The organism is Streptomyces sp. NPDC104307 (genome assembly GCF_055584045.1).
Genome location: NZ_JBVJMU010000003.1, coordinates 540,439 through 565,524 on the forward strand (window position 1 = coordinate 540,439; position 25,086 = coordinate 565,524).

General features: G+C 71.5%; 21 protein-coding genes. 15 read left to right on the forward strand and 6 right to left on the reverse strand.

Features of this window, described 5'->3' with window-relative positions; translation table 11 throughout:
• Positions 1–4: 4 nt before the first annotated feature.
• From ACZ601_RS12475 to ACZ601_RS12500, 6 genes are all read left to right on the forward strand, one after another.
• Positions 5–1,309, forward strand: a complete 1,305-nt coding sequence (locus tag ACZ601_RS12475; RefSeq protein WP_469536299.1) for an alpha-L-fucosidase — start codon at positions 5–7, stop codon at positions 1,307–1,309.
• Between the two features lie 97 nt (positions 1,310–1,406).
• A complete protein-coding gene (locus tag ACZ601_RS12480; protein WP_469536308.1) occupies positions 1,407–2,843 on the forward strand; it encodes a polysaccharide lyase 6 family protein in 1,437 nt (478 codons plus the stop codon).
• A 32-nt stretch (positions 2,844–2,875) separates the two neighbouring features.
• Complete coding sequence (locus tag ACZ601_RS12485) at positions 2,876–4,303, forward strand: polysaccharide lyase 6 family protein (protein ID WP_469536310.1); 1,428 nt, start codon at positions 2,876–2,878, stop codon at positions 4,301–4,303.
• Positions 4,304–4,431: 128 nt separating this feature from the next.
• Entirely contained in the window at positions 4,432–5,220 is a 789-nt protein-coding gene (locus ACZ601_RS12490) for a sugar phosphate isomerase/epimerase family protein (protein ID WP_469536313.1), read from the forward strand.
• Positions 5,221–5,303: 83 nt separating this feature from the next.
• Complete coding sequence (locus tag ACZ601_RS12495) at positions 5,304–5,948, forward strand: SGNH/GDSL hydrolase family protein (protein ID WP_469536315.1); 645 nt, start codon at positions 5,304–5,306, stop codon at positions 5,946–5,948.
• A gap of 45 nt (positions 5,949–5,993) precedes the next feature.
• Positions 5,994–6,356: a cupin domain-containing protein gene (locus ACZ601_RS12500; RefSeq protein WP_311306326.1), complete on the forward strand. Its 363-nt coding sequence runs from the start codon at positions 5,994–5,996 to the stop codon at positions 6,354–6,356.
• Between the two features lie 98 nt (positions 6,357–6,454).
• On the opposite strand, the gene ACZ601_RS12505 is transcribed toward ACZ601_RS12500, so the two are convergent.
• From ACZ601_RS12505 to ACZ601_RS12515, 3 genes are all read right to left on the reverse strand, one after another.
• Positions 6,455–7,759 (reverse strand): MFS transporter, encoded by a 1,305-nt coding sequence (locus ACZ601_RS12505; RefSeq protein WP_469536318.1) that lies wholly within the window; start codon positions 7,757–7,759, stop codon positions 6,455–6,457.
• A gap of 66 nt (positions 7,760–7,825) precedes the next feature.
• Positions 7,826–8,368: a methylated-DNA--[protein]-cysteine S-methyltransferase gene (locus tag ACZ601_RS12510; protein ID WP_469536321.1), complete on the reverse strand. Its 543-nt coding sequence runs from the start codon at positions 8,366–8,368 to the stop codon at positions 7,826–7,828.
• A gap of 121 nt (positions 8,369–8,489) precedes the next feature.
• Positions 8,490–9,320, reverse strand: coding sequence for a glycerophosphodiester phosphodiesterase (locus ACZ601_RS12515; RefSeq protein ID WP_469536511.1), 831 nt, complete (start codon positions 9,318–9,320; stop codon positions 8,490–8,492).
• A gap of 362 nt (positions 9,321–9,682) precedes the next feature.
• Between ACZ601_RS12515 and ACZ601_RS12520 the strand changes: the two genes are divergently transcribed.
• The 5 genes from ACZ601_RS12520 (at position 9,683) to ACZ601_RS12540 (ending at position 16,838) form a co-directional block, all read left to right on the forward strand.
• Entirely contained in the window at positions 9,683–10,558 is an 876-nt protein-coding gene (locus tag ACZ601_RS12520; protein ID WP_469536323.1) for an MHYT domain-containing protein, read from the forward strand.
• A gap of 38 nt (positions 10,559–10,596) precedes the next feature.
• Positions 10,597–12,714, forward strand: a complete 2,118-nt coding sequence (gene uvrB, locus ACZ601_RS12525) for an excinuclease ABC subunit UvrB (protein ID WP_469536326.1) — start codon at positions 10,597–10,599, stop codon at positions 12,712–12,714.
• A gap of 132 nt (positions 12,715–12,846) precedes the next feature.
• Entirely contained in the window at positions 12,847–13,425 is a 579-nt protein-coding gene (locus ACZ601_RS12530) for a TerD family protein (RefSeq protein ID WP_136328667.1), read from the forward strand.
• A gap of 166 nt (positions 13,426–13,591) precedes the next feature.
• Positions 13,592–15,577: a TerD family protein gene (locus tag ACZ601_RS12535; RefSeq protein WP_469536328.1), complete on the forward strand. Its 1,986-nt coding sequence runs from the start codon at positions 13,592–13,594 to the stop codon at positions 15,575–15,577.
• Positions 15,578–15,836: 259 nt separating this feature from the next.
• Positions 15,837–16,838, forward strand: a complete 1,002-nt coding sequence (locus ACZ601_RS12540) for a TerC family protein (RefSeq protein ID WP_469536331.1) — start codon at positions 15,837–15,839, stop codon at positions 16,836–16,838.
• A gap of 78 nt (positions 16,839–16,916) precedes the next feature.
• Here the strand turns inward: ACZ601_RS12540 and ACZ601_RS12545 are convergent, their stop codons facing one another.
• Together ACZ601_RS12545 and ACZ601_RS12550 are read right to left on the reverse strand one after the other, a co-directional pair.
• Positions 16,917–17,573 (reverse strand): MBL fold metallo-hydrolase, encoded by a 657-nt coding sequence (locus ACZ601_RS12545; protein WP_469536333.1) that lies wholly within the window; start codon positions 17,571–17,573, stop codon positions 16,917–16,919.
• A gap of 10 nt (positions 17,574–17,583) precedes the next feature.
• Positions 17,584–18,276, reverse strand: coding sequence for a maleylpyruvate isomerase family mycothiol-dependent enzyme (locus ACZ601_RS12550; RefSeq protein WP_469536335.1), 693 nt, complete (start codon positions 18,274–18,276; stop codon positions 17,584–17,586).
• A 175-nt stretch (positions 18,277–18,451) separates the two neighbouring features.
• Between ACZ601_RS12550 and uvrA the strand changes: the two genes are divergently transcribed.
• Complete coding sequence (gene uvrA / locus ACZ601_RS12555; RefSeq protein ID WP_469536338.1) at positions 18,452–21,511, forward strand: excinuclease ABC subunit UvrA; 3,060 nt, start codon at positions 18,452–18,454, stop codon at positions 21,509–21,511.
• 269 nt (positions 21,512–21,780) lie between these two features.
• On the forward strand, positions 21,781–22,209 hold the full coding sequence (locus ACZ601_RS12560) for a Rieske (2Fe-2S) protein (protein ID WP_390090676.1): 429 nt from the start codon (positions 21,781–21,783) through the stop codon (positions 22,207–22,209).
• A gap of 147 nt (positions 22,210–22,356) precedes the next feature.
• Here ACZ601_RS12560 and ACZ601_RS12565 read toward each other — a convergent pair whose 3' ends face one another.
• Complete coding sequence (locus tag ACZ601_RS12565; protein ID WP_469536341.1) at positions 22,357–23,283, reverse strand: hypothetical protein; 927 nt, start codon at positions 23,281–23,283, stop codon at positions 22,357–22,359.
• A 225-nt stretch (positions 23,284–23,508) separates the two neighbouring features.
• On the opposite strand from ACZ601_RS12565, the gene ACZ601_RS12570 reads away from it, so the two are divergent.
• Positions 23,509–24,141 carry a papain-like cysteine protease family protein gene (locus ACZ601_RS12570; RefSeq protein WP_469536344.1) on the forward strand — a complete coding sequence of 211 codons (633 nt, stop codon included), beginning with the start codon at positions 23,509–23,511 and terminating at the stop codon, positions 24,139–24,141.
• Between the two features lie 4 nt (positions 24,142–24,145).
• Positions 24,146–25,033, forward strand: coding sequence for a hypothetical protein (locus ACZ601_RS12575; RefSeq protein WP_469536347.1), 888 nt, complete (start codon positions 24,146–24,148; stop codon positions 25,031–25,033).
• Positions 25,034–25,086 lie beyond the last annotated feature (53 nt).

Consider the following 25,086-nt stretch of genomic DNA (forward strand, 5'->3'; position numbering starts at 1 on the left):
CCCCATGACCCCGTCCGCGACCCCGGCTCCCGCAGGAGCCCCGGAGACGACCTGGTTCACCGAAGCCCGGTTCGGCATGTTCGTCCACTGGGGCCTGTACTCCCTCGCCGCGCGGCACGAGTGGGTCAAGAACCGGGAGAAGCTGACCGACGAGCAGTACCAGGTCTACTTCGACCACTTCGCCCCCGACCGCCACGACCCGGTCCAGTGGGCCAGGGCCGCCAAGGCGGCCGGCATGCGCTACGTCGTCCTGACCACCAAGCACCACGACGGCTTCTGCCTGTGGGACAGCGCCCTCACCGAGTACAAGGTCACCAACACCCCGCACGGCCGCGACCTCGTCGGCCCGTTCGTCCGGGCGTGCCGCGACGAAGGGCTCAAGGTCGGCCTCTACTACTCGCTGATCGACTGGCACCACCCGTCCTTCCCCGTGGACGGCACCCACCCGCAGCGCGACGACGAGGAGTTCAAGGCCGCCAACGCCGACCGGGACATCCGCGACTACCAGCGCTACCTGCACGGCCAGGTCCGCGAACTGCTGACGTCGTTCGGGCGCGTCGACTACCTCTTCTTCGACTTCTCCTACGCCGGACGCACCTGGTGGGGCGGCAAGGGGCCGGACGACTGGGACTCCCCGAAGCTCCTGGAGACGATCCGGGAACTCCAGCCGCACGTCCTGGTCAACGACCGGACCGGACTGCCCGGGGACTTCGTGACCCCCGAGCAGTACCAGCCCTCGGGGCCGATGACGCAGGACGGGCGCCCGGTGCTCTGGGAGGCCTGCCAGACCCTCAACGGGAGCTGGGGCTACGACCGCGACAACCTCGACCACAAGAGCGCGGACCTGCTGATCCGGATGCTCGTCGACGGGGTGTCCAAGGGCGGCAACCTGCTGCTCAACGTGGGACCCAACGGCCGCGGCGAACTCGACCCGCGCGACCTGGCGATCCTCGACGGGATCGGCCGCTGGACGGAGCTGCACGAGCGCTCGCTCCGCGGTTGCGGCCCGTCCCCGTACACCGCCCCCGCCGAATGCCGGTACACCCAGCGCGGCGACCGGCTCTACGTCCACCTGTTCGCCTGGCCGCCGCGCCACCTGCACCTGCCGGGCCTCGCGGGCCGGGTGCGGTACGCCCAGCTGCTGAACGACGCGTCCGAGATCATCCCGGTCCACATCGACCCCGACCGGCCCGCCGTCAACACCGAGATGGGCGGACAGCCCGCCGGCACGCTCACGCTCCAGATCCCGGTGCGCCGCCCCGACACCCCCGTCCCCGTCATCGAACTGTTCCTGGACACCCCGGCCTGATCCACGAGAGACACCCCGGCCTGATCCACGAGAGACACCCCGGCCTGATCCACAAGAGGCCTCGGGCCCCGATCCACCACTCACTCACGGAGGCACCATGCAACGCCGCACGTTCCTCATGAGCACCGCGGCAGGGGTGGCCCTGGCCGCCGCCGCCCCCGTCGGCGGACCGCTGACCGCGAGCGCGGCTCCGGCCCCGGCGACCGTCCGCACACTCGACGAGCTCCGGTCCGCGATCGACCGGGCCCGGCCCGGCGCCCGGATCGTCCTCGCCGACGGCACCTACACCGTCCCGCCGGACAGCCCCCTCACCATCCGGAACAAGCGGGGCACCGGCCGGGCGCCCGTGACCATCGCCGCGCAGAGCCGGGGCGGCGTCATCCTGGAGGGCGAGCACAGCTTCGTCTTCGCGGCGTCCCACCACATCACCCTCAGCGGCTTCTCCTTCCGGCAGAGCAGCACCCTCGACGTCCCCCCGGACTGCTCGCACATCAGGCTCACCCGCAACGACCTCCAACTGGCCGACATCGAGGGCCTGCACTGGGTGATGGTGCGCGCGGACGACAGCACCGTCGACCACAACCACTTCCACGGCAAGAGCACCCTCGGCATCTACCTCGGCATCGAGGGCGCCGGCACGGACGAGATGGCCCAGCGCGTCCACGTGTACCGCAACCACTTCTCCGACCACACCTTCGCCGGCTCCAACGGCGGCGAACCGATCCGGCTCGGCGTCAGCCCCCGCGCCCTGTCCGGCGCCCACGCGGTCGTGGAGTACAACCTGTTCGAGCGCGCGAACGGTGACCCCGAGGCGATCTCGGTGAAGAGCTCCGACAACACCATCCGGTACAACACCATCCGCGACAGCCTGGGCGGCATCGTCCTGCGGCACGGCAACCGCAACCGGGTGGAGGCCAACCACCTCGTCGACGGCCAGGAGGGGGTACGGATCTACGGCAACGACCACGTGATCGTCAACAACTACCTGGCCGGCCTGTCCGGGCGCGCCCTGGTGATCGGCAGCGGCTCCGAGCGCGACCACCTGCCCGGCGAGCCGCCCGCGTCGCGCACCGGCAACGACGCCCCGGACCGGGTCCTCATCGCGTACAACACCCTGGTCGGCAACCACGGCACGCTCTCCGGCGAGAGCCAGCGCCCGCACGAGCCGAGGGACGTCACCGTCGCGGACAACCTGCTCGTCGGTGACACCGGCAGCCTCGTCGAGATGGCGGACACCGTGCGCTTCACCTGGTCGGGCAACCTCCTGTGGGGCGCCGCCGCCGACGGCAACATCCCGGCCGGTGGCGGCACCCGCGTCGACCCCCGCCTGGTGACGGACCCGTACGGCATCGCCCGGCCCGCCGCCGACAGCCCGGCGATCGGCGCGGGAACGCTGCGGTGGCCGCCCGTCACCCACGACATCGACGGGCAGCCGCGCGGCCGTACCCGTGACGTGGGCGCCGACGAATACTCCCGCCGGTCCTCCGGGCGCGCCCCCCTGACCCCGGCCGACGTCGGCCCGCACGCCGGCTGAGCGAACCCGTCCGCATCGACACAGGAGGCACCATGCAACGCCGCACATTCCTCAGAAGCACCGCCGTGGCCGCCCTCGCCGCCGTACCGCTGACCACCTCACTGTCGGGCAGCGCCTCGGCCGCCGACATCCCGGTCGCCACCCTCGCCCAGCTCCAGAGCGCCATCAACAGCGCCGCACCCGGGGACCGGATCGTCGTCGCCGACGGCACCTACACGGTCCCCTCGGGCAGCGCGATCAACATCTCCGGCAAGAACGGCACCGCCGCCGCACAGATCACCATCGTCTCGAAGACCCGCGGCGGCGCCGTGCTGCGCGGCGAACGCGGCTTCGTGCTCAGCGATTCGAGCAACATCACCCTCAGCGGCTTCTCCTTCCGGCAGAGCACCACGATGGAGATCCCGGCGGACTGCTCGTCGATCCGGCTGACCCGCAACGACTTCCAGCTCGCGGACAACGGCGACCCGTACTGGCTCGTCGTGCGGGCGGACGACTCGAAGATCGACCGGAACCACTTCCACAACAAGACCACCGCCGGCATCTTCATCGTCGTCGACGGCACGGGCAAGACCGCCATGGCCCAGAACCTGCACATCTTCCGCAACCACTTCTCCGACCACAGCTTCACCGGCGCCAACGGCGGCGAGCCGATCCGCCTCGGCGTCAGCGGCCGGGCCCTGTCGGAGGCCAACGCGGTCGTGGAGTACAACCTGTTCGAGCGCTGCGACGGCGATCCAGAGGCGATCTCGGTGAAGTCGTCGAAGAACACCATCAGGTACAACACCATCCGCGACAGCCGAGGCGGCATCGTGCTGCGCCACGGCAACCGTTCCGTGGTGGAGGGCAATTACCTGATCGACGGCATCGACGGGGTGCGGATCTACGGCAACGACCACCGGATCGTCAACAACTACCTCAGCGGGCTGTCCGGCAGGGCGCTGGTGATCGGCAGCGGCACCACCCGTGACCACAACTCCGGCGAGACACCGGACCAGCGGACGGGGAACGACGCCTGCGACCGCGCGGTGATCGTGCACAACTCCCTGATCGGCAACGCCGGCTCGCTCTCCGGCGAGACCCGGGCGTACGAGCCGCAGGACGTGACCGTGGCCGACAACCTGCTGGTCGGTGACGCCGGCAGCCTCGTCGCGATGGGGGCCACCACCGGCTTCACCTGGCAGAGCAACCTGCTGTGGGGCGCGGCCGGAGACGGCAACATCCCCGCCGGGGGCTTCACCCGGGCCGACCCGCTGCTCAGCCAGGGCGCGGACGGCATCCTGCGGCTGTCCTCGGGCAGCCCGGCGATCGGCGCCGCCACCCTGGCGGGGGCCGCCGTCGCCGACGACATCGACGGGGACCAGCGCGGCAGCGTACGGGACATCGGCGCCGACGAGTACGCGACAGCGCCCGCGCTCCGGCACCCGCTCACGGCCGCCGACGTGGGCCCGAACGCCGCCTGAACGACGGCGGTGACGGTGGCCGCCCCAGCCCTGCCCAGTCCAGTTCGGCCCAGTCCAGTTCGTGCGGTCCGTCCGCCCCGTCCGGGCGGGCCGCACGAAGAGCACACCCATCGCGGGAAGGCAGTGACATGACCGACGAGAGCAGCCGGAACGCGGCGGGAAGAGTCGGGCTCGGGCTGTGTTCGGTCACCTTCCGCCGGCTGCCCGCAGCCGAGGTCGCGCGCCGCGCGGCGCAGGCGGGCCTGGAGATGATCGAGTGGGGGGCCGATGTGCACGCGCCCGAGGCCCGGCCCGACACCGTCCGCGCGGTCCGCGAGGCCACCGAGCGGTACGGGATGGCCTGTTGCTCGTACGGCTCGTACTTCCGCGCCACCCCGGGCGAACTGGCGGGATTCCCCGCCGTCGCCCGCGCCGCGGTGCTTCTCGGGGCACCCCGGATACGGGTGTGGGCGGGCGCGGCCGGATCGCGGTCCGCGCTGCCCGGGGAGCGGCGGGAGACCGTGCGCTGTCTGCGGGAGGCGGCGCGGATCGCCGCGGACCACGGACTGCTGCTGGCGCCCGAGTTCCACGGGGGAACGCTCACCGACACCGTCGCCTCGACCGCCCGGCTGCTGGACGAGGTGGGCGCGGACAACGTCCGCACGTACTGGCAGCCGCCGCAGGACGCCCCGGACGAGGAGGCGCTGGCGGGGCTCGCCGAGCTGGCGGACCGGGTCTGCGCGGTGCACGCCTTCTCGTGGTGGCCGGGCAACAACCGGCTGCCTCTGGCGGACCGTTCGCGGCTGTGGGACGCCGCACTCGGCCTGTTGGCGGGCCGGGGCGTCGAGGCGCTCATCGAGTTCGTGCCCGGCGACGACCCCGAGGTGCTCGCGCGGGAGGCCGCGGCACTGAGGGGATTCGCGGGCCGGACCGCGTAGGGCCGAACATGGTCGGACATGGTCGGCTGAACCCCGAAGACCGCGAGGGGCGTCTGGACGCCCCCGACGTCAGAATGGCAGACATGCGCATCAGACACGACGACACACTCCTGTTCATCGGAGACTCCATCACCGACGCGGGCCGCGACCGCGCGGACGCCGCATCGCTCGGTGCGGGTTACGTCCACGAGATCGCGCGGACCCTGCGCGACCGGGCAGCCGAGGGACCCGGGCCCCGTGTCATCAACCGGGGGATCAGCGGCAATCGCGTCTACGACCTCGAAACCCGCTGGACCACCGATGTCATCGATCACCGGCCCAGCGTGGTCACCGTGAAGATCGGCATCAACGACACCTGGCGGCACTACGACAGCGGACTGGCCAGCCCCGTCGACGAGTTCGAGGCCTGCCTCGACGGCCTGCTCGCGGACACCGCGCGCGGGCTGCCCGCGCGGCTGGTCGTCATCACCCCGTTCCTGCTCCCGGTCGAGCCGGAGCAGGAGAGCTGGTTCGAGGACCTGGCGCCGCGCACCGACGCCGTCCTGCGGGCAGCCGCCGGCAACGGGGCCCAGGTGGTCCGCGCCGACCACGTCATGGCCCGCGCGGTACGGGACCGCACGCCGGCGGAGCTGGCGAGGGACGGCGTCCACCCGACCCCGCTCGGGCACCGGCTGATCGCCGACGCGTGGCTGGCCGTGGTCGACCCCACCGCCGGTCCACAGGGGTAGGGGGTAGCACGGGACGCTCATGGGCGGTCGCTAAAGTGACCGCCCATGACCACAATTGATCAAGCTCCCGCCTCTTTTGCCGTGCACATTCCGGACGCCGTGCTCGAACCGGAACCGCTCGATCCCGCCCAGATCGTGTCGGGCGATCCGCAGGTCACCGGCAAGGTGCTGTGGGAGTCGGCCGACGGCAAGCAGTTGCGCGGGATCTGGCAGATCACGCCCGGCGTGGTCACGGACACCGAGGCCAACGAGCTGTTCGTGGTGGTCAGCGGACGCGCGACGGTGGCGGTCGAGGGCGGCGCGACCCTGGAGATCGGACCGGGCGACGCCTGCGTGCTGCGCGAGGGCGACCGTACGACGTGGACCGTGCACGAGACGCTGCGCAAGGCCTACCACATCACCCTCTGATGCCCTGAGGATCTCGCGCGTTCGCGCGGCGAAGCCCTGAGGATCTCGCGCGTTCGGGCGGCGAAGCCCTGAGGATTCCGCGCCTTCGGGCGGCGGGGTCAGGGGCGGGCCGAGGCGGGGCGGCTGAGGGACCGGCGCAGGGCCAGCGCGGCCATCGGCAGCAGCAGGCAGGCGCCGGTGAGGTTCAGCCAGCCGTAGCTCGCCCGGGAGACGATGACCCCGGCGACCGCGCCGCCGATGCCCGCGGAGGCGTTCATGGTCAGGTCGGAGAGGCCCTGTACGGCGGCGCGCGCGGCCTGCGGCACGGAGTCGGTGAGCAGCGCGGAACCGGCGACCAGCCCTGCGGACCAGCCGAGCCCGAGTACGAAGAGACCGGCCGCGGTCCTGCCGTGAGCGGCGCCCGCGGTGCCCGCCAGCAGCGCGGCCAGGGAGAGCAGCCCGACGGCCAGGCCGATGACGGCGAGCCGCCCGAAGCGGTCCGACAGCCAGCCCATCACCGGCGAGAACGCGTACATCCCCGCGATGTGGCCGCTGATCACCAGGCCGACCAGCTGGAGGTCCGCGCCGTGGTGACCGAGGTCGACCGGGGTCATCACCATGATCGAGACCATCGCGGTGTGCGAGACGGTGACGGTCACCAGGGCCAGCCGGGCCATCGGTGAAGCCCGCACGGCCGCGACGCCGGCACGCAGCGAACGGTGCCCGGCCGACTCGCTCCCCTGGGGGGCCAGCGCGCGTGCCGTGAGCAGCGGGTCGGGCCGCAGCAGGACCGCGATCACGAGGGCGGCGAGGAGGAAGATGCCGGCTGCCCAGACGAAGGGGCCGGCCGTCTCGGAGACGGAGGTGCCGCGGAAGACCCGGCCGGCCGGAGCCGCGATGTTGGGCCCCGCGACCGAGCCGATGGTGGTGGCCCAGATGACGGTCGAGATCGCCCGGCCGCGCCGCTCCGGCTCGGCCAGATCCGCCGCGGCGAACCGCGCCTGCAGATTGGCGGAGGAGCCCGCGCCGAACGCGGCCATGCCGAGGAGCAGCAGCGGGAAGCTCTCCACCAGGGTGGCCAGCACCACCAGCCCGGCTCCGAGCGCCCCGATCAGATACGCGAGTACGAGACCGGGGCGGCGGCCGCGCGAGGTCATCAGCGCGGCCAGCGGCAGTGACAGCAGGGCCGTGCCGGTCACCGACGCGGTGGGCGCGAGGCCCGACAGCGCCTCCGAGCCGCTGACCTGCGTCGCCAGCACGGGGGCCAGGGCGATGCCGACGGGCACGCCGAGGCCGCCGAGTATCTGGCCGGCGATCAGCACGGCGGTCGTCCTGCGCCGGAGCCCCGGCAGTTCGGCCGCGGTGACTCGGCCGGTGGGAGGGGGCCCGCCGGGGGCGTCGGATGCGTCGAGGGTGTTGGTCACCGAGGCAGTGTGCCAGCCCGAACGTGCGTACTAAAACGAGTATGGGGTGCCGGGTGCCGCGCCGGCTCAGAACAGCGGCTGCGGCAGCACGCCCTCCAGCGCCAGCAATTGCCGCTTCGTCTCCAGACCGCCGCCGAAGCCACCGATCCCGCCGTCGCGCTCCACCACCCGGTGGCAGGGCACCACGACCGGCAGGGGATTGGACCCCATGGCCGCCCCGACCGCCTGGGCCGCCCCGGGCTGTCCGACCCGCTCCGCCAGCTCCCCGTAACCGGCGACGGCGCCGTACGGCACGCCGGCCGCCAGCTCACGGAGCACCTGGCGGTTGAAACCGCCCGTCAGCGACCAGTCGAGATCGAGCGAGAAATCCCGCAGGGTGCCCGCGAAATACGCCGCGAACTGGCGTATCGGCTCGGCCAGCCGGGCGGAGTCCGGTGCTTCGATCAGCTCCGCGCCGAGCCGGCTCCGCAACTGCTCCAGCGCCCTGTCCCGTACCGCCGGACGGGCGTGGAAGACCACGCTCACCAGCCCGGCACCGGTCGCGGCCAGCAGCAGTGGACCGATGTCGCTCTCCACGACGGCCCACTCGACAACCCCGTTGTTGTTCATGGCACCCACCGTACGGCCGGCCACTGACAACGGTCGGCGGCCGACCGGACCAACGGCCCCGGACGGTCAGCCGGCGGCCTCGCGCGCCGCCTCACAGACCCCGGCGGCCTCGCGCCCCGCCTTACATACCCCCGGCGGCCTCGCGCGCCCCGGTGGCCGCGCGGACCACGTCCGGCGCGTTGGTGATGATGCCGTCCACGCCGTAGCCGGTCACCCGGAGCGCGTGTGCCGCGTCGTTGACCGTCCACGTGTCGACCTGGAGCTTTTTGCCGTGCGGTCCCTTCAGCGCGTGCACCGCCGCGACGTACTCGCTGGAGACCGAGGTGTACTCCGGGTTGATCCGGTCGGTGAACTCGGCGTACGCGGGCAGCTTCGCGACTGCCGGGGTGCCCAGGAGACCCGTGATGACGTCCGGACGCTTCTGGTGCACCGTGCGCACGCTGTCCGCGCCGAAGCTCTGGATCACGAGGCGGTCGCGGACATGACCGGTGTCCAGCCACCCCTCCTGGTCCAGCACCTGAAGGGCCGCCCGCTCGATCCCGGGGTAGGTCTCGGGGCTCTTGATCTCCATGAGCAGGCTCTGGTGGTTGTGCTCGATGCGTTCCAGGTACTGCCGGAGCGTGGGCACCCGGGTACCGGCGTACCGCGCACCGAACCAGCTCCCCGCGTCCAGCCGGGCGATCTCGGCGGCCGTGAAGTCCTTGACCGCCCACGGCGCGCGGTCCGGGAAGACCTTCTCGGCGTCGGTGGTCCGCTTCAGACCGGTGTCGTGGATGACGACGAGAACGCCGTCCTTGGTCAGCTGGATGTCGTTCTCCACCCAGTCGAAGCCGAGCGCGTGGGCCCTGTCCACGGCCGCGAGGGTGTTCTCGGGGGCGTAGGCCGACGCGCCCCGGTGGGAGATGACGAGCGGGGCGCCGGCCGGGGCGGCGTCCGCGCGGGTCACCGGCACGGTGTGCCCGGCGGCAGCGGTGGCAGCGGTGGTGGTGTCCGGGACGGGGGCGTCGGTGTTCGACAGCAGGAACGTGCCGGCGGCCAGCAGGGCGGCGGCAGCGACGGAGGCGGTAGCGGTAGCGGTGCCTGCGTGCACGTGGACTCCTTGCGTGGGGTACGGAGCGTCGGAGTTGCGGACGGCCCGAGCGTCGCAGCCGCCGCCGAACAGGGGAGAGTCGAAGGGTGGCCACCATGTGAACGGCCCCCGGGGACCGCGTCATGGACCGGTGACCCTGTCGATAAAGTGCAGTTCTTCTGTTTGTTTGCCGGGCCTCGCGCCTTAGGGTCGTCCGCACCCGGGCTTCTGCGAAGGACGTGTGTATGCAGGGCACAATCGACGGTTTCAGCTATGGGGCGGTGACCCCCGTCGCGGCGTTCCTCATGGCCTGCCTCGGCGCGGCACTCGGCCTGCGCTGCACCACCCGGTCCCTGCGCACGGAACGTTCCTTCAAGGCCGGCTGGCTGGCTCTCGGTGCGACTTCCATAGGCTCCGGAATCTGGACGATGCACTTCATAGCGATGATGGGTTTCTCCGTCGAGGAGGCGCCGATCGGCTACGACAAGGCGATCACCTTCGCCAGCCTCGCCGTCGCGATCGTCATGGTCGGTGTCGGCATCTTCCTGGTCGGGTACCGGGGCGCCACCCCGATGGCACTGGTGACGGGCGGCACGATCACCGGTCTCGGCGTGGCCACCATGCATTACCTCGGCATGGCCGGGATGCGACTTGATGGGCAGTTCGAGTACGACACGATCACCGTGACGCTCTCCGTGATCATCGCCGTGTCGGCCTCGACCGCCGCGCTCTGGGCCGCCGTCTCGATCCACGGCTTCCTGCCCAGCCTCGGTGCCGCCGTCGTCATGGGCGTCGCGGTCAGCGGAATGCACTACACGGGCATGGCGGCGCTCCGGGTCCACCTGCACGCCGCCGCCCTCCCCGGCACCGCCGGGGGCGACACCCCGACCGGCCTCCTCGTGCCCATGCTGATCGGCCCGGCCTGCTTCCTGCTGGTCGCCGGGGTCGTCGTGATGTTCGACCCGCTGGTGGTGATGGGCACCCCGGACTGGGAGGACGCCCCACCCGGACGGGCCCTCGGCATCCCCGCCCAGCGCCAGGTGCCCCGGTTCGGCACGCACGCCGACCCGGCGTCCTTCCACTCGCAGCGGCGCGACCCCGTGGAGCACCACGACCGCTGACCCGCCCCGTTGTCAGTGGGGGGTCGTACGGTGGTTGCATGCGGCCCGTTTCGAATATCGAACGTTCGGTGGCGCCTTTCGAGGTCGTCAGTCCCTACCAGCCCAGCGGCGACCAGCCGACGGCCATCGCCGAGCTGGAGCGGCGTGTCAGGGCAGGTGAGAAGGATGTCGTGCTGCTCGGCGCGACCGGCACCGGAAAGTCGGCGACCACCGCCTGGATGATCGAGAAGCTCCAGCGCCCCACCCTGGTGATGGCGCCGAACAAGACGCTCGCGGCCCAGCTCGCCAACGAATTCCGCGAGCTCCTGCCCAACAACGCCGTCGAGTACTTCGTCTCGTACTACGACTACTACCAGCCCGAGGCGTACGTCCCGCAGTCGGACACCTACATCGAGAAGGACTCCTCGATCAACGAGGAGGTCGAGCGGCTGCGCCACTCCGCGACGAACTCCCTGCTCACCCGGCGTGACGTCGTCGTGGTCGCCTCCGTCTCCTGCATCTACGGCCTCGGCACGCCGCAGGAGTACGTGGACCGGATGGTCCAGCTCAAGGTGGGCGACGAGATCGACCGCGACCAGCTGCTGCGCCGCTTCGTCGAGATCCAGTACAGCCGCAACGACCTGGCGTTCACCCGGGGCAGTTTCCGGGTGCGGGGCGACACCATCGAGATCTTCCCGGTCTACGAGGAGCTCGCCGTCCGCATCGAGATGTTCGGTGACGAGATCGAGGCGCTCTCCACCCTCCACCCGCTCACCGGCGAGGTCATCAGCGAGGACGAAGCCCTCCACATCTTCCCCGCCACCCACTACGTGGCGGGTCCCGAGCGCCTGGAGAAGGCCGTCGTCGGGATCGAGCAGGAGCTGGAGGGGCGGCTGGCCGAGCTGGAGAAGCAGGGCAAGATGCTGGAGGCCCAGCGGCTGCGGATGCGCACCACGTACGACATCGAGATGCTTCGCCAGATCGGCACCTGCTCGGGTGTCGAGAACTACTCGATGCACTTCGACGGCCGCACCCCCGGCACCGCGCCCAACACCCTCCTGGACTACTTCCCCGAGGACTTCCTGCTCGTCCTGGACGAATCGCACGTCACCGTGCCGCAGATCGGTGCGATGTACGAGGGCGACGCCTCCCGCAAGCGGACCCTCGTCGACCACGGCTTCCGGCTGCCGTCCGCCCTGGACAACCGCCCGCTGAAGTGGGAGGAGTTCCTCGGACGGATCAACCAGACGGTCTACCTCTCCGCCACCCCCGGCAAGTACGAGCTCTCCCGCGGCGACGGCTTCGTGGAGCAGATCATCCGGCCCACCGGTCTCGTCGACCCGGAGATCGTCGTCAAGCCCACCGAGGGCCAGATCGACGACCTGGTGCACGAGATCCGCGAGCGCACCGAGAAGGACGAGCGCGTCCTGGTCACCACCCTGACCAAGAAGATGTCGGAGGACCTCACCGACTACTTCCTGGAGCTGGGCATCCAGGTCCGCTATCTGCACAGCGACGTCGACACCCTGCGCCGCATCGAGCTGCTGCGCGAGCTGCGCTCCGGCGAGTACGACGTCCTGGTCGGCATCAACCTCCTGCGTGAGGGCCTCGACCTGCCGGAGGTGTCGCTCGTGGCGATCCTCGACGCCGACAAGCAGGGCTTCCTGCGGTCGGGCACCTCGCTGATCCAGACCATCGGCCGTGCCGCTCGTAACGTGTCGGGCCAGGTCCATATGTACGCGGACAAGGTCACCCCGGCGATGGCGCAGGCGATCGACGAGACCAACCGGCGCCGCGAGAAGCAGATCGCCTACAACACCGAGCGGGGAGTCGACCCCCAGCCGCTGCGCAAGAAGATCAACGACATCGTCGCGTCCATCGCCCGCGAGGAGGTCGACACCGAGCAGCTGCTCGGCACCGGCTACCGCCAGACGAAGGGCACCAAGGCACCCGTGCCCACGCTGGGCATCAAGGCCGGTTCCGCGAAGAGCAAGGGGGACGGGGCGGCGGTCACCGACCGCCCGGCCACCGAGCTCGCCGGAATCATCGAGGAGATGACCGACCGGATGCGCGCGGCCGCCGCGGACCTCCAGTTCGAGGTGGCCGCCCGACTGCGCGACGAGGTGGGGGAATTGAAGAAGGAGTTGCGCCAGATGCGGGAGGCGGGCCTGGCCTGACCCCTCGGTGCGGGGGGTGTGTTGCAGGAACGACACAAAACGGCCCGGACCCGATGCGCCGGTGGAGCGAATGCGTAGGGTGCTGGAAACCGCGCAAGGACGGTTTGCGGGGAAGCGGAGAGGGGACAGCGCGTGACGGTCAACATGACCAAGGGCCAGGCCATCAGCCTGCAGAAGAGCGACGGGGGGACCCTGACCGCGGTACGGATGGGGCTCGGCTGGCAGGCGGCGCCGCGCCGCGGCCTGTTCGGTTCGCGCACCCGGGAGATCGACCTGGACGCCTCTGCGGTCCTGTTCGCCGACAAGCAGCCGGTCGACGTCGTCTTCTTCCGGCACCTCGTCAGCGACGACGGCTCGGTCAAGCACACCGGGGACAACCTGGTCGGCGGCGCCGGCTCGGGCGGCGACGACGAGGCGATCCTGGTCGACCTCCAGCGGGTGCCGGTCCACATCGACCAGATCGTCTTCACGGTGAACTCCTTCACCGGCCAGACGTTCCAGGAAGTACAGAACGCCTTCTGCCGCATCGTCGACGAGACCAATGGCCAGGAGCTCGCCCGCTACACCCTGGACGGCGGCGGGCAGTACACCGCCCAGATCATGGCGAAGGTGCACCGCTCGGGCAACGGATGGCAGATGACCGCCATCGGCACCCCGGCCAACGGCCGCACCTTCCAGGACCTCATGCCGGCGATCCTGCCGCACCTGTAGGCGGAGCCGGACAGGCCCCGGCCGGTCCGCATCGGTAACGCGCAGCTCCCGGAGGCAACGGCCGCCGGGAGCTGCACCGCATCACCATGCACCGCATCACCACCAGCGCATCACCACCACCGCGGTACCGCGCCGCGCGGCGGCAACTCGTCGAGGGGACAGGGCAATGACGGCCGAGCTGGTCCGGGGGCAGAACCACGTCTTGCCCCAGACCCGTCTGGAGATCCGGATTTCGGCGGAGGCGCCGGTCGTCGCCGGAGCCACACTCGGGGACGAGCACGGCATCGTGCACGGCATGGAGCGGATCGCCCACCCCGGCTCGCCGCAGCTGCCGGGGCTGGAGGTCTCCAGGCAGGCGGCCGCAGACCACCGGCTCGCCGTCGACCTCGACGCCCTGCCCGAGGGGGTGCACCGGGTCACCGTGCTGCTCGCCCTGCCGTTGGAGGCGGGCGGCCCGGCCCGGTTCGGAGCCGTGGCCGCGCCCTTCGTCGCCGTCACCGGCCCCGAAGGCACGGAGATCGCCACCTTCACCCTGACCGGCCTGGACAGCGAGTCCGCGGTCGCCGCCCTGGAGCTCTACCGCAGGAACGGCGCCTGGAAGGTCCGCGCGGTCGGCCAGGGTTACGCGGGCGGTCTCGCCGCCATGCTCGCCGACCAGGGCGTGGACCGGGCCGCCGAACTGGCCGGTTCGATCCAGGAGGCCGTCGCCCGCGGCCTGGCCCGCTCCGTGTCACCGCCGCCGCCCCGCACCCCGGAGGGCGACCGGGTCCGGCATCCGGCGCGCCCGGCACCCACCCAGGGCGGCGGGCAGCCCCAGGCCGGACAGCCCCCAGCGGGACAGCCTCCGGCCGGACAGTCCCCGGCCGGACAGCCCCCCGTCGGGGCGCCGGCCGACCGGCAGTCCGAGGCCCCGGCCGCCGTCCCGTCCGGCCCCATCGACTACGCCCACCCGCGCCGCCAGTCCGCCGCGCCCCCGCCGCCCCCTCCCGCCGCGCCGCCCGCCGGGCCCGGACAGCCGGCGCAGCCCGTTGCCGGGGACGCGACCGGCTGGTCCATGGACGAGCGCCTCTACAACCAGATATGGGGGATGTTCGAGGACCTGGCCAGGGCCACGGCCGCCTACCGCAGCGCGGTCGACTTCGCGGAGTCCCGGATGGACCAGGAGCTGGAGCGGACCCTGTCGGACCCCCGCAGCCGGATCGGCGGTACGGGCGACCTCGCCCGTGAGCAGGCCCGCGCAAAACGCGACGAGCTGACCGGCCGGGCCCGCGAGGCGCTGGACCGCGACCTCGGCCAGCTGGCCGCGGAGTCCGCCGTCGTGGAACCCGCGCTGCCCGCCCCCTATGCGGGCTGGGACAACCCCGTCTGGCACGCCTACCGGGTGCCGATGGAGATCCCGATGGCGCTGCGGATCGGTGACCTCCACCTGCCCGAGAGCGCCGCCCTGCGCATCCCGCTGCTGGTGCGGCTGCCGCTGGAGCGCGGGATCTGGATCGACAGCGGGCGCACGGGCTCGGAGGCCGCCGCCCCGACGGACGACGACCAGTCGCACCGGCCGGCCATGGAGAGCGCGGTGCTGCACGCCGCCCGGCTGCTCGCCGTCTACCCGGCGGGCGAGTTCTCGGTCCACGTCATCGACCCGGCCGGCTCCGGCTCGGCCGCGCTCGCCCCGCTGGTCCGCTCCGGGGTGCTCGCGGGGCCGCCCGCGTCCGGTGCCGGGGGAGTGTCCTCGGTCCTCGCGCAGCTCACCCGGCGGGTCGACCTGGTGCAGATGGCGATCAGGGCCGGTGCCGCGGATTCCCTGCCGCCCGATCTGGACCCGGCCGAGCAGCTGCTGATCGTCAACGACTTCCCGCACGGCTTCGACGACCGGGCCGTCAACCAGCTGCGCTACCTCGCCGACGAGGGGCCGTCCGTCGGCGTGCATCTGCTGATGGTCGCGGACCGGGAGGACGCCTCCTCCTTCGGGCCGGTACTCGATCCGCTGTGGCGGTCGCTGCTCCGGATCACCCCGGTTGCCGACGACCATCTGGCCGACCCCTGGGTGGGCCACGCCTGGACGTACGAGCCGCTGACGGTGCCTCCGGGCAGCCGCGTCCTCGATCTGGTGCTCGACCGGGTGGCGGCCGCCCGCAGCGGCGGCCCCCGCTGACCTGCTCCGCCGCTGTTCTGTCACCACCCCTCTGACCTGGAGCTTTGATCCTTCTTTAGCTTGCTCTTTACCTTTCCTTGGTAATTCCTGTACTGTTCCTTGGGCGGAGGGGAGTACTCCCGATCGCGGCGTTCCCGTCAGTACGGACTGTGACCGGTCCCGGGGCGCCGGCCAGGCGCGCAGCCCGCGCGCCCAGGTGGAAGAGACCTCCGGCAGCGACGACGCTGATCAGTAGCCGTAGCGAACTGCCGGAGGCGCAGTGGACGTTTCATGGACCCTCTGGGCGCTGACCATCCTTGGTCTCAGCGCCCTCATCGCCGTCGACTTCTTCATCGGGCGCAAGCCCCATGACGTGTCGACCAAGGAAGCCGGAATCTGGACGGTCGTCTGGATCGCCCTGGCCGCCCTCTTCGGGCTCGGCCTGCTCGTCTCCGGCGAGACCCAGGCCTCCGGCGAGTTCTTCGCCGGATTCATCACCGAGAAGTCGCTCAGCGTCGACAACCTCTTCGTCTTCGTGCTGATCATGGCGAAGTTCTCGGTGCCCTCGCACCTGCAGCAGCGGGTGCTGCTCTTCGGTGTGCTGATAGCGCTGGTGCTGCGGGCGATCTTCATCGCCGCGGGCGCGGCGGTCATCGCCAACTTCTCGTGGGTCTTCTACATCTTCGGCGCGTTCCTGATCTTCACCGCCTGGAAGCTCATCCAGGAGGCGCGGGCCGACGAGGAGGAAGAGGAGTTCGAGGAGAACCGCCTCCTGAAGACGATCGAGCGCCGCTTCGGGGTCGCCGACAGGTACCACGGCACCAAGCTCTTCATCCGGAACAACGGCAAGCGCGTCCTGACGCCCCTGATGGTCGTCATGCTCGCCATCGGCACCACCGATGTGCTGTTCGCGCTGGACTCGATCCCGGCGATCTTCGGGCTGACCCAGGACCCGTACATCGTCTTCACCGCCAACGCCTTCGCCCTGATGGGCCTGCGGCAGCTGTACTTCCTGATCGGCGGTCTGCTGAAGAAGCTGGTCCACCTCAGCTACGGGCTCTCGGTGATCCTCGGCTTCATCGGCGTCAAGCTGGTGCTGCACGCCCTGCACGAGTCCGGGGTGCACGTCCCGGAGATCTCCATCCCGGTCTCGCTCGGCGTCATCTGCGGCGTGCTGGTGATCACCACGATCACCAGCCTCCTGGCCACCAGGAAGCAGGCCGCCGCGGAGGGCGCGAAGGCCGAGGACGGCGCGGACAAGGGCGCCGGAATAGACGCCTGACAGGGCCGCGGGGCGGTGACGCCCGCGGCGCGGCCCCGGTGCCCTCCCGCTTGTACGGGGGGCACCGGGGCCGTCCTCTCACCAGCCGCGGGCCCGCCACTCGGGCAGTCGCGGGCGCTCGTCGCCCAGCGCGGTGTCGTTGCCGTGGCCCGGGTAGACCCAGGTCTCGTCCGGCAGCGGGGCGAAGAGCTTGGTCTCCACATCGTCCAGCAGGTTCACGAACGCCTCGGCGTCCCCGAAAGTGTTGCCGACCCCGCCCGGGAAGAGGCAGTCCCCGGTGAACAGGTGCGGGGCGCCGTGCGGGTCGTCGTAGAGGAGCGCGATCGACCCCGGTGTGTGCCCGGTCAGATGGCGGGCGGTCAGGGCGACCTGTCCGACCCGGATCGTGTCGTCGTCCTCGACCAGCACATCGGTGGGGACCTCGATCCCCTCGGCGTCGTAACGCCCGGCGTACGTACGCGCGCCGGTGGCCGCCACGACCTCGCCCAGCGCCTGCCAGTGGTCGCCATGCCGGTGGGTGGTGACGACCGAGGCGATCGAGTCGTCACCGATCAGCCGCAGCAGGGTTCCGGCCTCGTTCGCCGCGTCGATCAGGAGCTGCTCGCCGGTGGCCCGGCAGCGCAGCAGATAGGCGTTGTTGTTCATCGGGCCGACGGCGACCTTGGAGATCATCAGATCCGTCAGCTCGTGCACGTCCGCCCGCCCGCCGACCTTGACCACTCCGCTGTACGTCATGCGTCTCAGCCTATAGCGGGGGCAGTGCGGGCAGGGAGCCTCCGCCCACGACGGTCAGCGCGGACCCGTCGCGGCGCCCGCAGAGCCAGCCGAGCAGCTCGGGGGCCGTACCCCGGACGGTGACGAGGGCTCCCTCGGCCCCGCCGCCCGTCGTCCAGGACCGGCCCGCCTCGTCGGCCAGGTGCGTGGACACGATCTCCGGGTGCCCGGCGAACCGCTCGGCCAGGAAGTCGATCTCCCGGGCGGTGAAGTCGTCCGGCAGATCCTCCAGCTCGTAGCCGACCCCCAGGTCGACGTGGTGCAGCTCGACCTCGATACGGCGGCGGAAGGGGATCCGGGAGGCCGAGTCCGTCACACCGTTGCGCATCGCGACCGTGCGTGACCAGTCGGCCGGGGCGGCGGCCGCCGCCACGAAACCGGCCGCGCTCTCCGCCAGGTCGGCCAGCTGTTCGGCCTGCGGCCGGGGGGCGTCGCGCTCGATGTCGCGGTCGCGGGTTTCGCTGTCTGCGTACATCGGCCGGCCCTGGAGAACATTTACCAGCGCGTCGGCGTTACGTGAAAGGTGCGCGACGACATGACCCCGGCTCCAGCCGGGCAGCCGCGACGGCCGGGCGAGCTCGGAGTCATCCAATTTCTCCGTGGCGCTGAGCAGCCGGGCGGTCGCTTCACGCAGTGCGTCCAGGTCATGCACGTGATCAGTCATGGGGCCGAGAGTAGCCCCGCCACTCATTCGGGTGAAGGAGTCATCAGCCGTCCGTAAATCGAATGCGCGTGCTATACGCTCGGAGTCGAAAGCTTCGTACATCGCTGTGGCACCCCCCATACCCTGGGGCAGGGGCTCAGTTCCCCCGCTTCTCTCTAGAAAGGTGCGGACCGGCGTGGCCGACCGTCTCATCGTCCGTGGCGCTCGCGAGCACAACCTCAAGAACGTCTCGCTCGACCTTCCCCGCGACTCCCTCATCGTCTTCACCGGGCTCTCCGGGTCGGGCAAGTCGTCGCTCGCGTTCGACACGATCTTCGCCGAGGGGCAGCGCCGTTACGTGGAGTCGCTCTCCTCGTACGCCCGGCAGTTCCTCGGCCAGATGGACAAGCCGGACGTCGACTTCATCGAGGGCCTGTCGCCCGCCGTCTCCATCGACCAGAAGTCGACCTCGCGCAACCCGCGCTCGACGGTCGGCACCATCACGGAGGTCTACGACTACCTCCGGCTGCTCTTCGCCAGGATCGGCAAGCCGCACTGCCCCGAGTGCCGCCGGCCCATCTCGCGCCAGTCGCCGCAGGCCATCGTGGACAAGGTGCTCGGCCTGCCCGAGGGCAGCCGCTTCCAGGTGCTCTCGCCGCTGGTGCGCGAGCGCAAGGGCGAGTTCGTCGACCTCTTCGCCGATCTGCAGACCAAGGGCTACAGCAGGGCCAGGGTCGACGGCGAGACCATCCAGCTCTCCGAGCCGCCCACGCTCAAGAAGCAGGAGAAGCACACCATCGAGGTGGTCATCGACCGCCTCACCGTCAAGGACAGCGCCAAGCGCCGGCTGACCGACTCGGTCGAGACCGCGCTGGGCCTCGCCGGCGGCATGGTCGTGCTCGACTTCGTCGACCTCCCCGAGGACGACCCCGAGCGCGAGCGGATGTACTCCGAGCACCTCTACTGCCCGTACGACGACCTCTCCTTCGAGGAGCTGGAGCCGCGCTCCTTCTCCTTCAACTCGCCCTTCGGCGCCTGCCCCGACTGCACGGGCATCGGCACCCGGATGGAGGTCGACCCGGAGCTGATCGTCCCCGACGAGGAGAAGTCCCTCGACGAGGGCGCGATCCACCCCTGGTCGCACGGCCACACCAAGGAGTACTTCGGCCGCCAGATCAACGCGCTGGCCGAAGCCCTCGGCTTCCGTACGGACATCCCCTGGGCCGGGCTGCCGCAGCGCGCCAAGAAGGCCCTGCTGCACGGCCACAAGATCCAGACCGAGGTCCGCTACCGCAACCGGTACGGGCGCGAGCGCGCCTACACCACGCCCTCCTTCGAAGGTGCGGTCCAGTTCGTCAAGAGGCGGCACTCCGAGGCGGAGAGCGACTCCAGCCGGGAGCGCTTCGAGGGCTACATGCGCGAGGTGCCCTGCCCGACCTGTGAGGGCACCCGCCTCAAGCCGATCGTCCTGGCGGTGACGGTGATGGAGAAGTCCATCGCCGAGGTCTCCGCGATGTCGATCAGCGAGTGCGCCGAGTTCCTCGGCCGGATGAAGCTGAACGCCCGCGACAAGAAGATCGCGGAGCGGGTGCTCAAGGAGGTCAACGAGCGGCTGAAGTTCCTGGTCGACGTGGGCCTGGACTACCTCTCGCTGAACCGCGCGGCCGGCACCCTGTCCGGCGGCGAGGCCCAGCGGATCCGGCTCGCCACCCAGATCGGCTCCGGCCTGGTCGGCGTGCTCTACGTGCTGGACGAGCCGTCCATCGGCCTGCACCAGCGTGACAACCACCGGCTGATCGAGACCCTGGTCCGGCTCCGCGACATGGGCAACACCCTCATCGTCGTCGAGCACGACGAGGACACCATCAAGGTCGCGGACTGGGTCGTCGACATCGGCCCCGGCGCCGGTGAGCACGGCGGCAAGGTGGTCCACTCCGGATCGCTCAAGGAGCTGCTGGCCAACGAGAAGTCGATCACCGGTCAGTACCTGACCGGCAAGCGGGCGATCGCGACGCCCGACGTCCGGCGTCCCGTCGACCCCTCGCGCCTGCTCACGGTGCACGGCGCCCGGGAGAACAACCTCCAGGACATCGACGTGTCCTTCCCGCTCGGAGTGCTGACCGCCGTGACCGGTGTCTCCGGCTCCGGCAAGTCGACGCTGGTCAACGACATCCTCTACACCCACCTGGCGCGCGAGCTGAACGGCGCCAAGTCGGTCCCCGGCCGGCACACCCGGGTCGACGGGGACGATCTCGTCGACAAGGTCGTGCACGTCGACCAGTCGCCCATCGGCCGTACGCCCCGCTCCAACCCGGCCACCTACACCGGCGTCTTCGACCACGTCCGCAGGCTGTTCGCGGAGACGATGGAGGCCAAGGTCCGCGGCTATCTGCCGGGCCGGTTCTCCTTCAACGTCAAGGGCGGCCGCTGCGAGAACTGCTCCGGTGACGGCACCATCAAGATCGAGATGAACTTCCTGCCGGACGTGTACGTCCCGTGCGAGGTCTGCCACGGAGCGCGCTACAACCGGGAGACCCTGGAGGTCCACTACAAGGGCAAGTCCATCGCAGAGGTGCTGGACATGCCCATCGAGGAGGGCCTGGAGTTCTTCGAGGCCGTGCCGACCATCGCGCGCCACCTGCGCACGCTCAACGAGGTCGGTCTCGGATACGTCAGGCTCGGCCAGTCCGCGCCGACGCTCTCCGGCGGTGAGGCACAGCGCGTGAAGCTGGCCAGCGAGCTCCAGAAGCGCTCGACCGGCCGCACGGTCTACGTGCTGGACGAGCCGACCACCGGTCTGCACTTCGAGGACATCTCCAAGCTCATCAAGGTGCTCTCCGGACTGGTCGACAAGGGCAACACGGTGATCGTCATCGAGCACAACCTCGATGTCGTCAAGACCGCCGACTGGGTCATCGACATGGGCCCCGAGGGCGGCAACGGCGGCGGACTGGTCATCGCGGAGGGCACCCCGGAGTACGTGGCCGGAGTCCCCGCCAGCCACACCGGAAAGTTCCTCCAGGGCATCCTGGACGCGGACCGGGTCAGCGAGGCGGCGGTTCCTGCAGCCCGTAAGCCGGTCCGGAAGACGGCCGCGAAGAAGGCGGTCGCCGCGAAGTCGGCCCCCGCCAGGAAGACGGCGACGGCCAAGACGGGCCGGAGTGCCACGGCGAAGGCCACCGGCACGGCAGCGGCGAAGAAGCCCGCGGCGAAGAAGCCCGCCGCCAAGAAGGCGACCCGCGCGCGCAAGGCCTGACAGCCCCACGCGCGCAGGGCCTGACACCAGGCGAGGCGGCGGTTACCGGTTACGGGGGCCGCCGCCTCGCCGTATGTACCGCCGCCTCGCCGTATGTACGGCAGCCGCTCCACCACAGCCGCCCCGCCGCGACCTTGCCGCACCGCCCCCGGGCGCCGGGGCATCCGTCTCCGCCGGTATCGTCGGTTACGTCACCGATGCCTCCGCTGCCGCTGCTGTCCCAGGCACCTCTGGCACCGCAACGAATCCCTCAGACCAGTGGAGACCGCATGCCCGGCCAGCCCGCCGCCCGCCGTACCGTGCTGAAGGGCGCCGCTCTCGTGGGCGTCGCCGGGCTGGGAACGGCCGCCTGCTCGACCGACTCGAAGCTCGGGCACGCCCAGACGCCGACCCCCACCGCGCCCGTCGAGCTCGGCGCCCCGGACGAGGTGGCGGTGGGCGAGTCCAAGCTCTTCCGCGAGCAGCGCGTCATCGTCAGCTGCCCGGCCAAGGGCCAGTACAAGGCGTTCAGCGCCCAGTGCACCCACGCGGGCTGCCTGCTGGACAAGGTCGAGGAGAACGAGGGGCACTGCCCCTGTCACGGCAGCCGCTTCGACACCACCACCGGCAAGGCCGTGCACGGACCGGCGACCGTGCCGCTGCCCTCCGTCCCGGTCAGGGTCGAGGGCGGCCGGCTGGTCGCGGGCCCCGAAGCCTGAACCCGGCCCACGCCCACGCCCGAACCCGCCGCGAGCCCGAACCGGCCCCGCCCGAACCCGCCGCGAGCCCGAACCGGCCCCGCCTGGGCCCGCGCGAGCCCGAACCGGCCCCGCCTGGGCCCGCGCGAGCCCGGACCGGCCCGCTGCTCACTCCCAGTCCCAGTCGATGCCGACCAGGCCCGGCCGCACCCCCTGCTCCACCAGGTGCACCGTCCGGTGGCGGCCGGTGAGCGTGAGGTCGGTCCGGGCGCCGCGCGGCGCCCCCGCGGAGACCTGGACGAAGCGCCGGCACCGGACCGGCAGCGCCTCCTCGTCGAACCGGACCTGGAGCACGTACTGCCCGCCGCCGAAGCTGAAACCGCGCACGTACTCGCCGCAGGGCCCGCCCGTACCGTCCTCGAAGCCGTAGCCGAAGAGGTACGTGTCGCCCGCCCGCAGCCGGGTGTCGAAGAGCAGCTCTGCGACCAGCACCCCCGCCGCCGCGTCCCAGCGGACCCGCCCCGTCCGGCAGTTCTCCCGCGCGCTCACCCCGACCCGGGCCGGATCGCAGCCCGGATCGCCCCGGTACACGGCGAGATAGCGGTCGATGCCGTCGCGGTGGGCGCGCACCACGTGCTGGGAGCTGCGCCGCTGCAACCGGCGGCCGGGCCCGATCCGTACCCGTTCCTGGTGCCCCACCGTGTGCAGCCCGCCGTCCGAGGGTGACTCCATCGCGGTGAGCAGCCGCTCCACCGCGCCGGACGCGTCCACCAGGGAGCGGTACGAGCGGCCCTGCGGGCGGTCGGCCTCCGGGCGGGGCTCCCCGGGGCCCAGCAGCCCGAGCAGGGAGTTCCCCGGCAGCTCCAGCACCTCCTCCAGTGCTTTCACGGCCCGCAGGGACTCCGGGCGCTGCGGACGCCTGGCGCCCTGCTGCCAGTAACTCAGGCTGGTCACACCGACCTTCACCCCGCGGTGCGCGAGATGGTGCTGCACCCGCTGGAGCGGCAGCCCGCGCACCGAGAGCGCGGTGCGCAGCGCCAGATGGAACGGTCCGGTGTGCAGCACCTGCGCCAGTTCGGCCTCGGTGTGCTGCATGGGTCCTCCAGGTGAACGTTCACGTCGCGCGGGGGCGGGTCCGCGCCGGTGGATGCCGGTCCGCAGGTGGCCGGGGGGAGGCGTTCACGCAGCCGCCCCGGGCGTTCACACCGCGATGTTCCCCCGCATTGAAGCGTGTTGACCCGTTCCCGACAACGGTTGATGCTCCTCGACAGCGTCCGGACGCGCTCCTTGGAACCCCACCCCCCGCCCCGGGAGGCCACCATGCGCAACCGAAGAGTCAGGCACGGAAGGCTGTCGGTCACAGCCCTGTTCGCAGCCGTACTGCTCGCCGTACCCGCCGCGACCGCCACCGCCACGACCGCGACCGCCACCGCGGCGGAGCAGAGCCGCTCCGCGCCCGCCGCCACCCTCGCCGCCGCCCAGCGGCTGAACATCACCATGCAGGCCCAGCAGAAGACCAACTGGTGCTGGGCCGCAGCCGGCAACACCGTCGCCGCGTGGTTCGGCCGCAACCACACCCAGAACGAGTTCTGCAACGCCGCGTTCGGCCGGGCCCAGGGCTACGAGTGCCCCAACTCGCAGGCCTCGCTCGGCAACGTCCAGGACGGTCTCTACTGGGCGGGCATCAACCCCGGTTCGTACGTCACCGGCTGGCTGCGCTACCCCACCGTGCAGGCCGAGATCAGCGCAGGACGGCCGGTGGAGACCCGCATCCAGTGGTCCTCCGGCGGCGGCCACATGCACGTCCTGTACGGCTACGACGACGCGAACAGCTGGGTCTACTGGGGCGATCCCTGGCCCTCCAACAACCGCTACAACTGGGCCTCGCACGCCTGGTACGTGAACAACAGCGAGTTCTCCTGGACCCACTCGCTCTACCGGATCGGGGCGTGACGGCATGACCTCCACCCGTACCGCGTGCGGCGCTCGTCCCTTCGCCGCCGCCCTCGCCGCGAGCGGGGTGCTGGCGGGCGCCGCCCTGCTCACCGCCGCCCCGCAGGCCTCGGCCGCCACCGGCCCCTCGGCCACCCCGGCATCCCTGGCGGCGGCCCATGAGGCGGCCACCGATGCCACGACCCTGGACACCCTGTCCCGGTTCTTCGCCCGGGAGGGCGCCGTCACCAGGGCGGCGGCCGCCCCACGGATCGAGGGCGCGGCCGTGCCGGTCCGCACCCTGTCCGCCGGTTTCGTCGCAGGTGAACCGGGGGCGCCCGTCGCCGCGCTCGACTACCTGGCCAGCACCGCCGTCTCCTCCGACGGCCAGAAGGCCTCCCTGTGGACGCTGCCGGAACCGGGCAAGGACGGGCACTGGCAGGTGGTGAACATCGCCACCGGCGACGACGAGACCCGCTACACCGCCGCGGGCGCCCGCAAGCTGCCCGGCGGCACCGTCTTCCGGGAGCCCCAGATCGACGCCTGGTACGTCCAGAAGGGCGGCCGGGTGCTCCCGCTGGACCGGGACGCGGCGGGCGCGGTCGGCAAGGACGGCACCACCCTGGCCGCCTACCGCACCCGGGTACGGGCCGCGTACGCGGACAAGCTCCCCGGCTCCGGGTACGCCCGCTCGGGCCGGGCGGGCGGCTACGGGCCCGCCGGATCGCAGCCCGCCGCCGGACGGCCCCCGGCCCCCGCCGGGCACTCCGGTCCGGCGACCGCCGCGGACACCGGAGAGGCCACCGCCCTGACCGCCACTTCTGGGGCGGCGGCCGCGGGCGCCGCTCTCGTACTCGCCCTGTGCGGGGTCACCGCCCTGCGCAACAGGCGACGTCGCCGCAGCCGGGGGTGACGGCGGATCCCGCCCGCCCCCGAAGACCCCGGGCTCCGGGACACGTGCCCCCA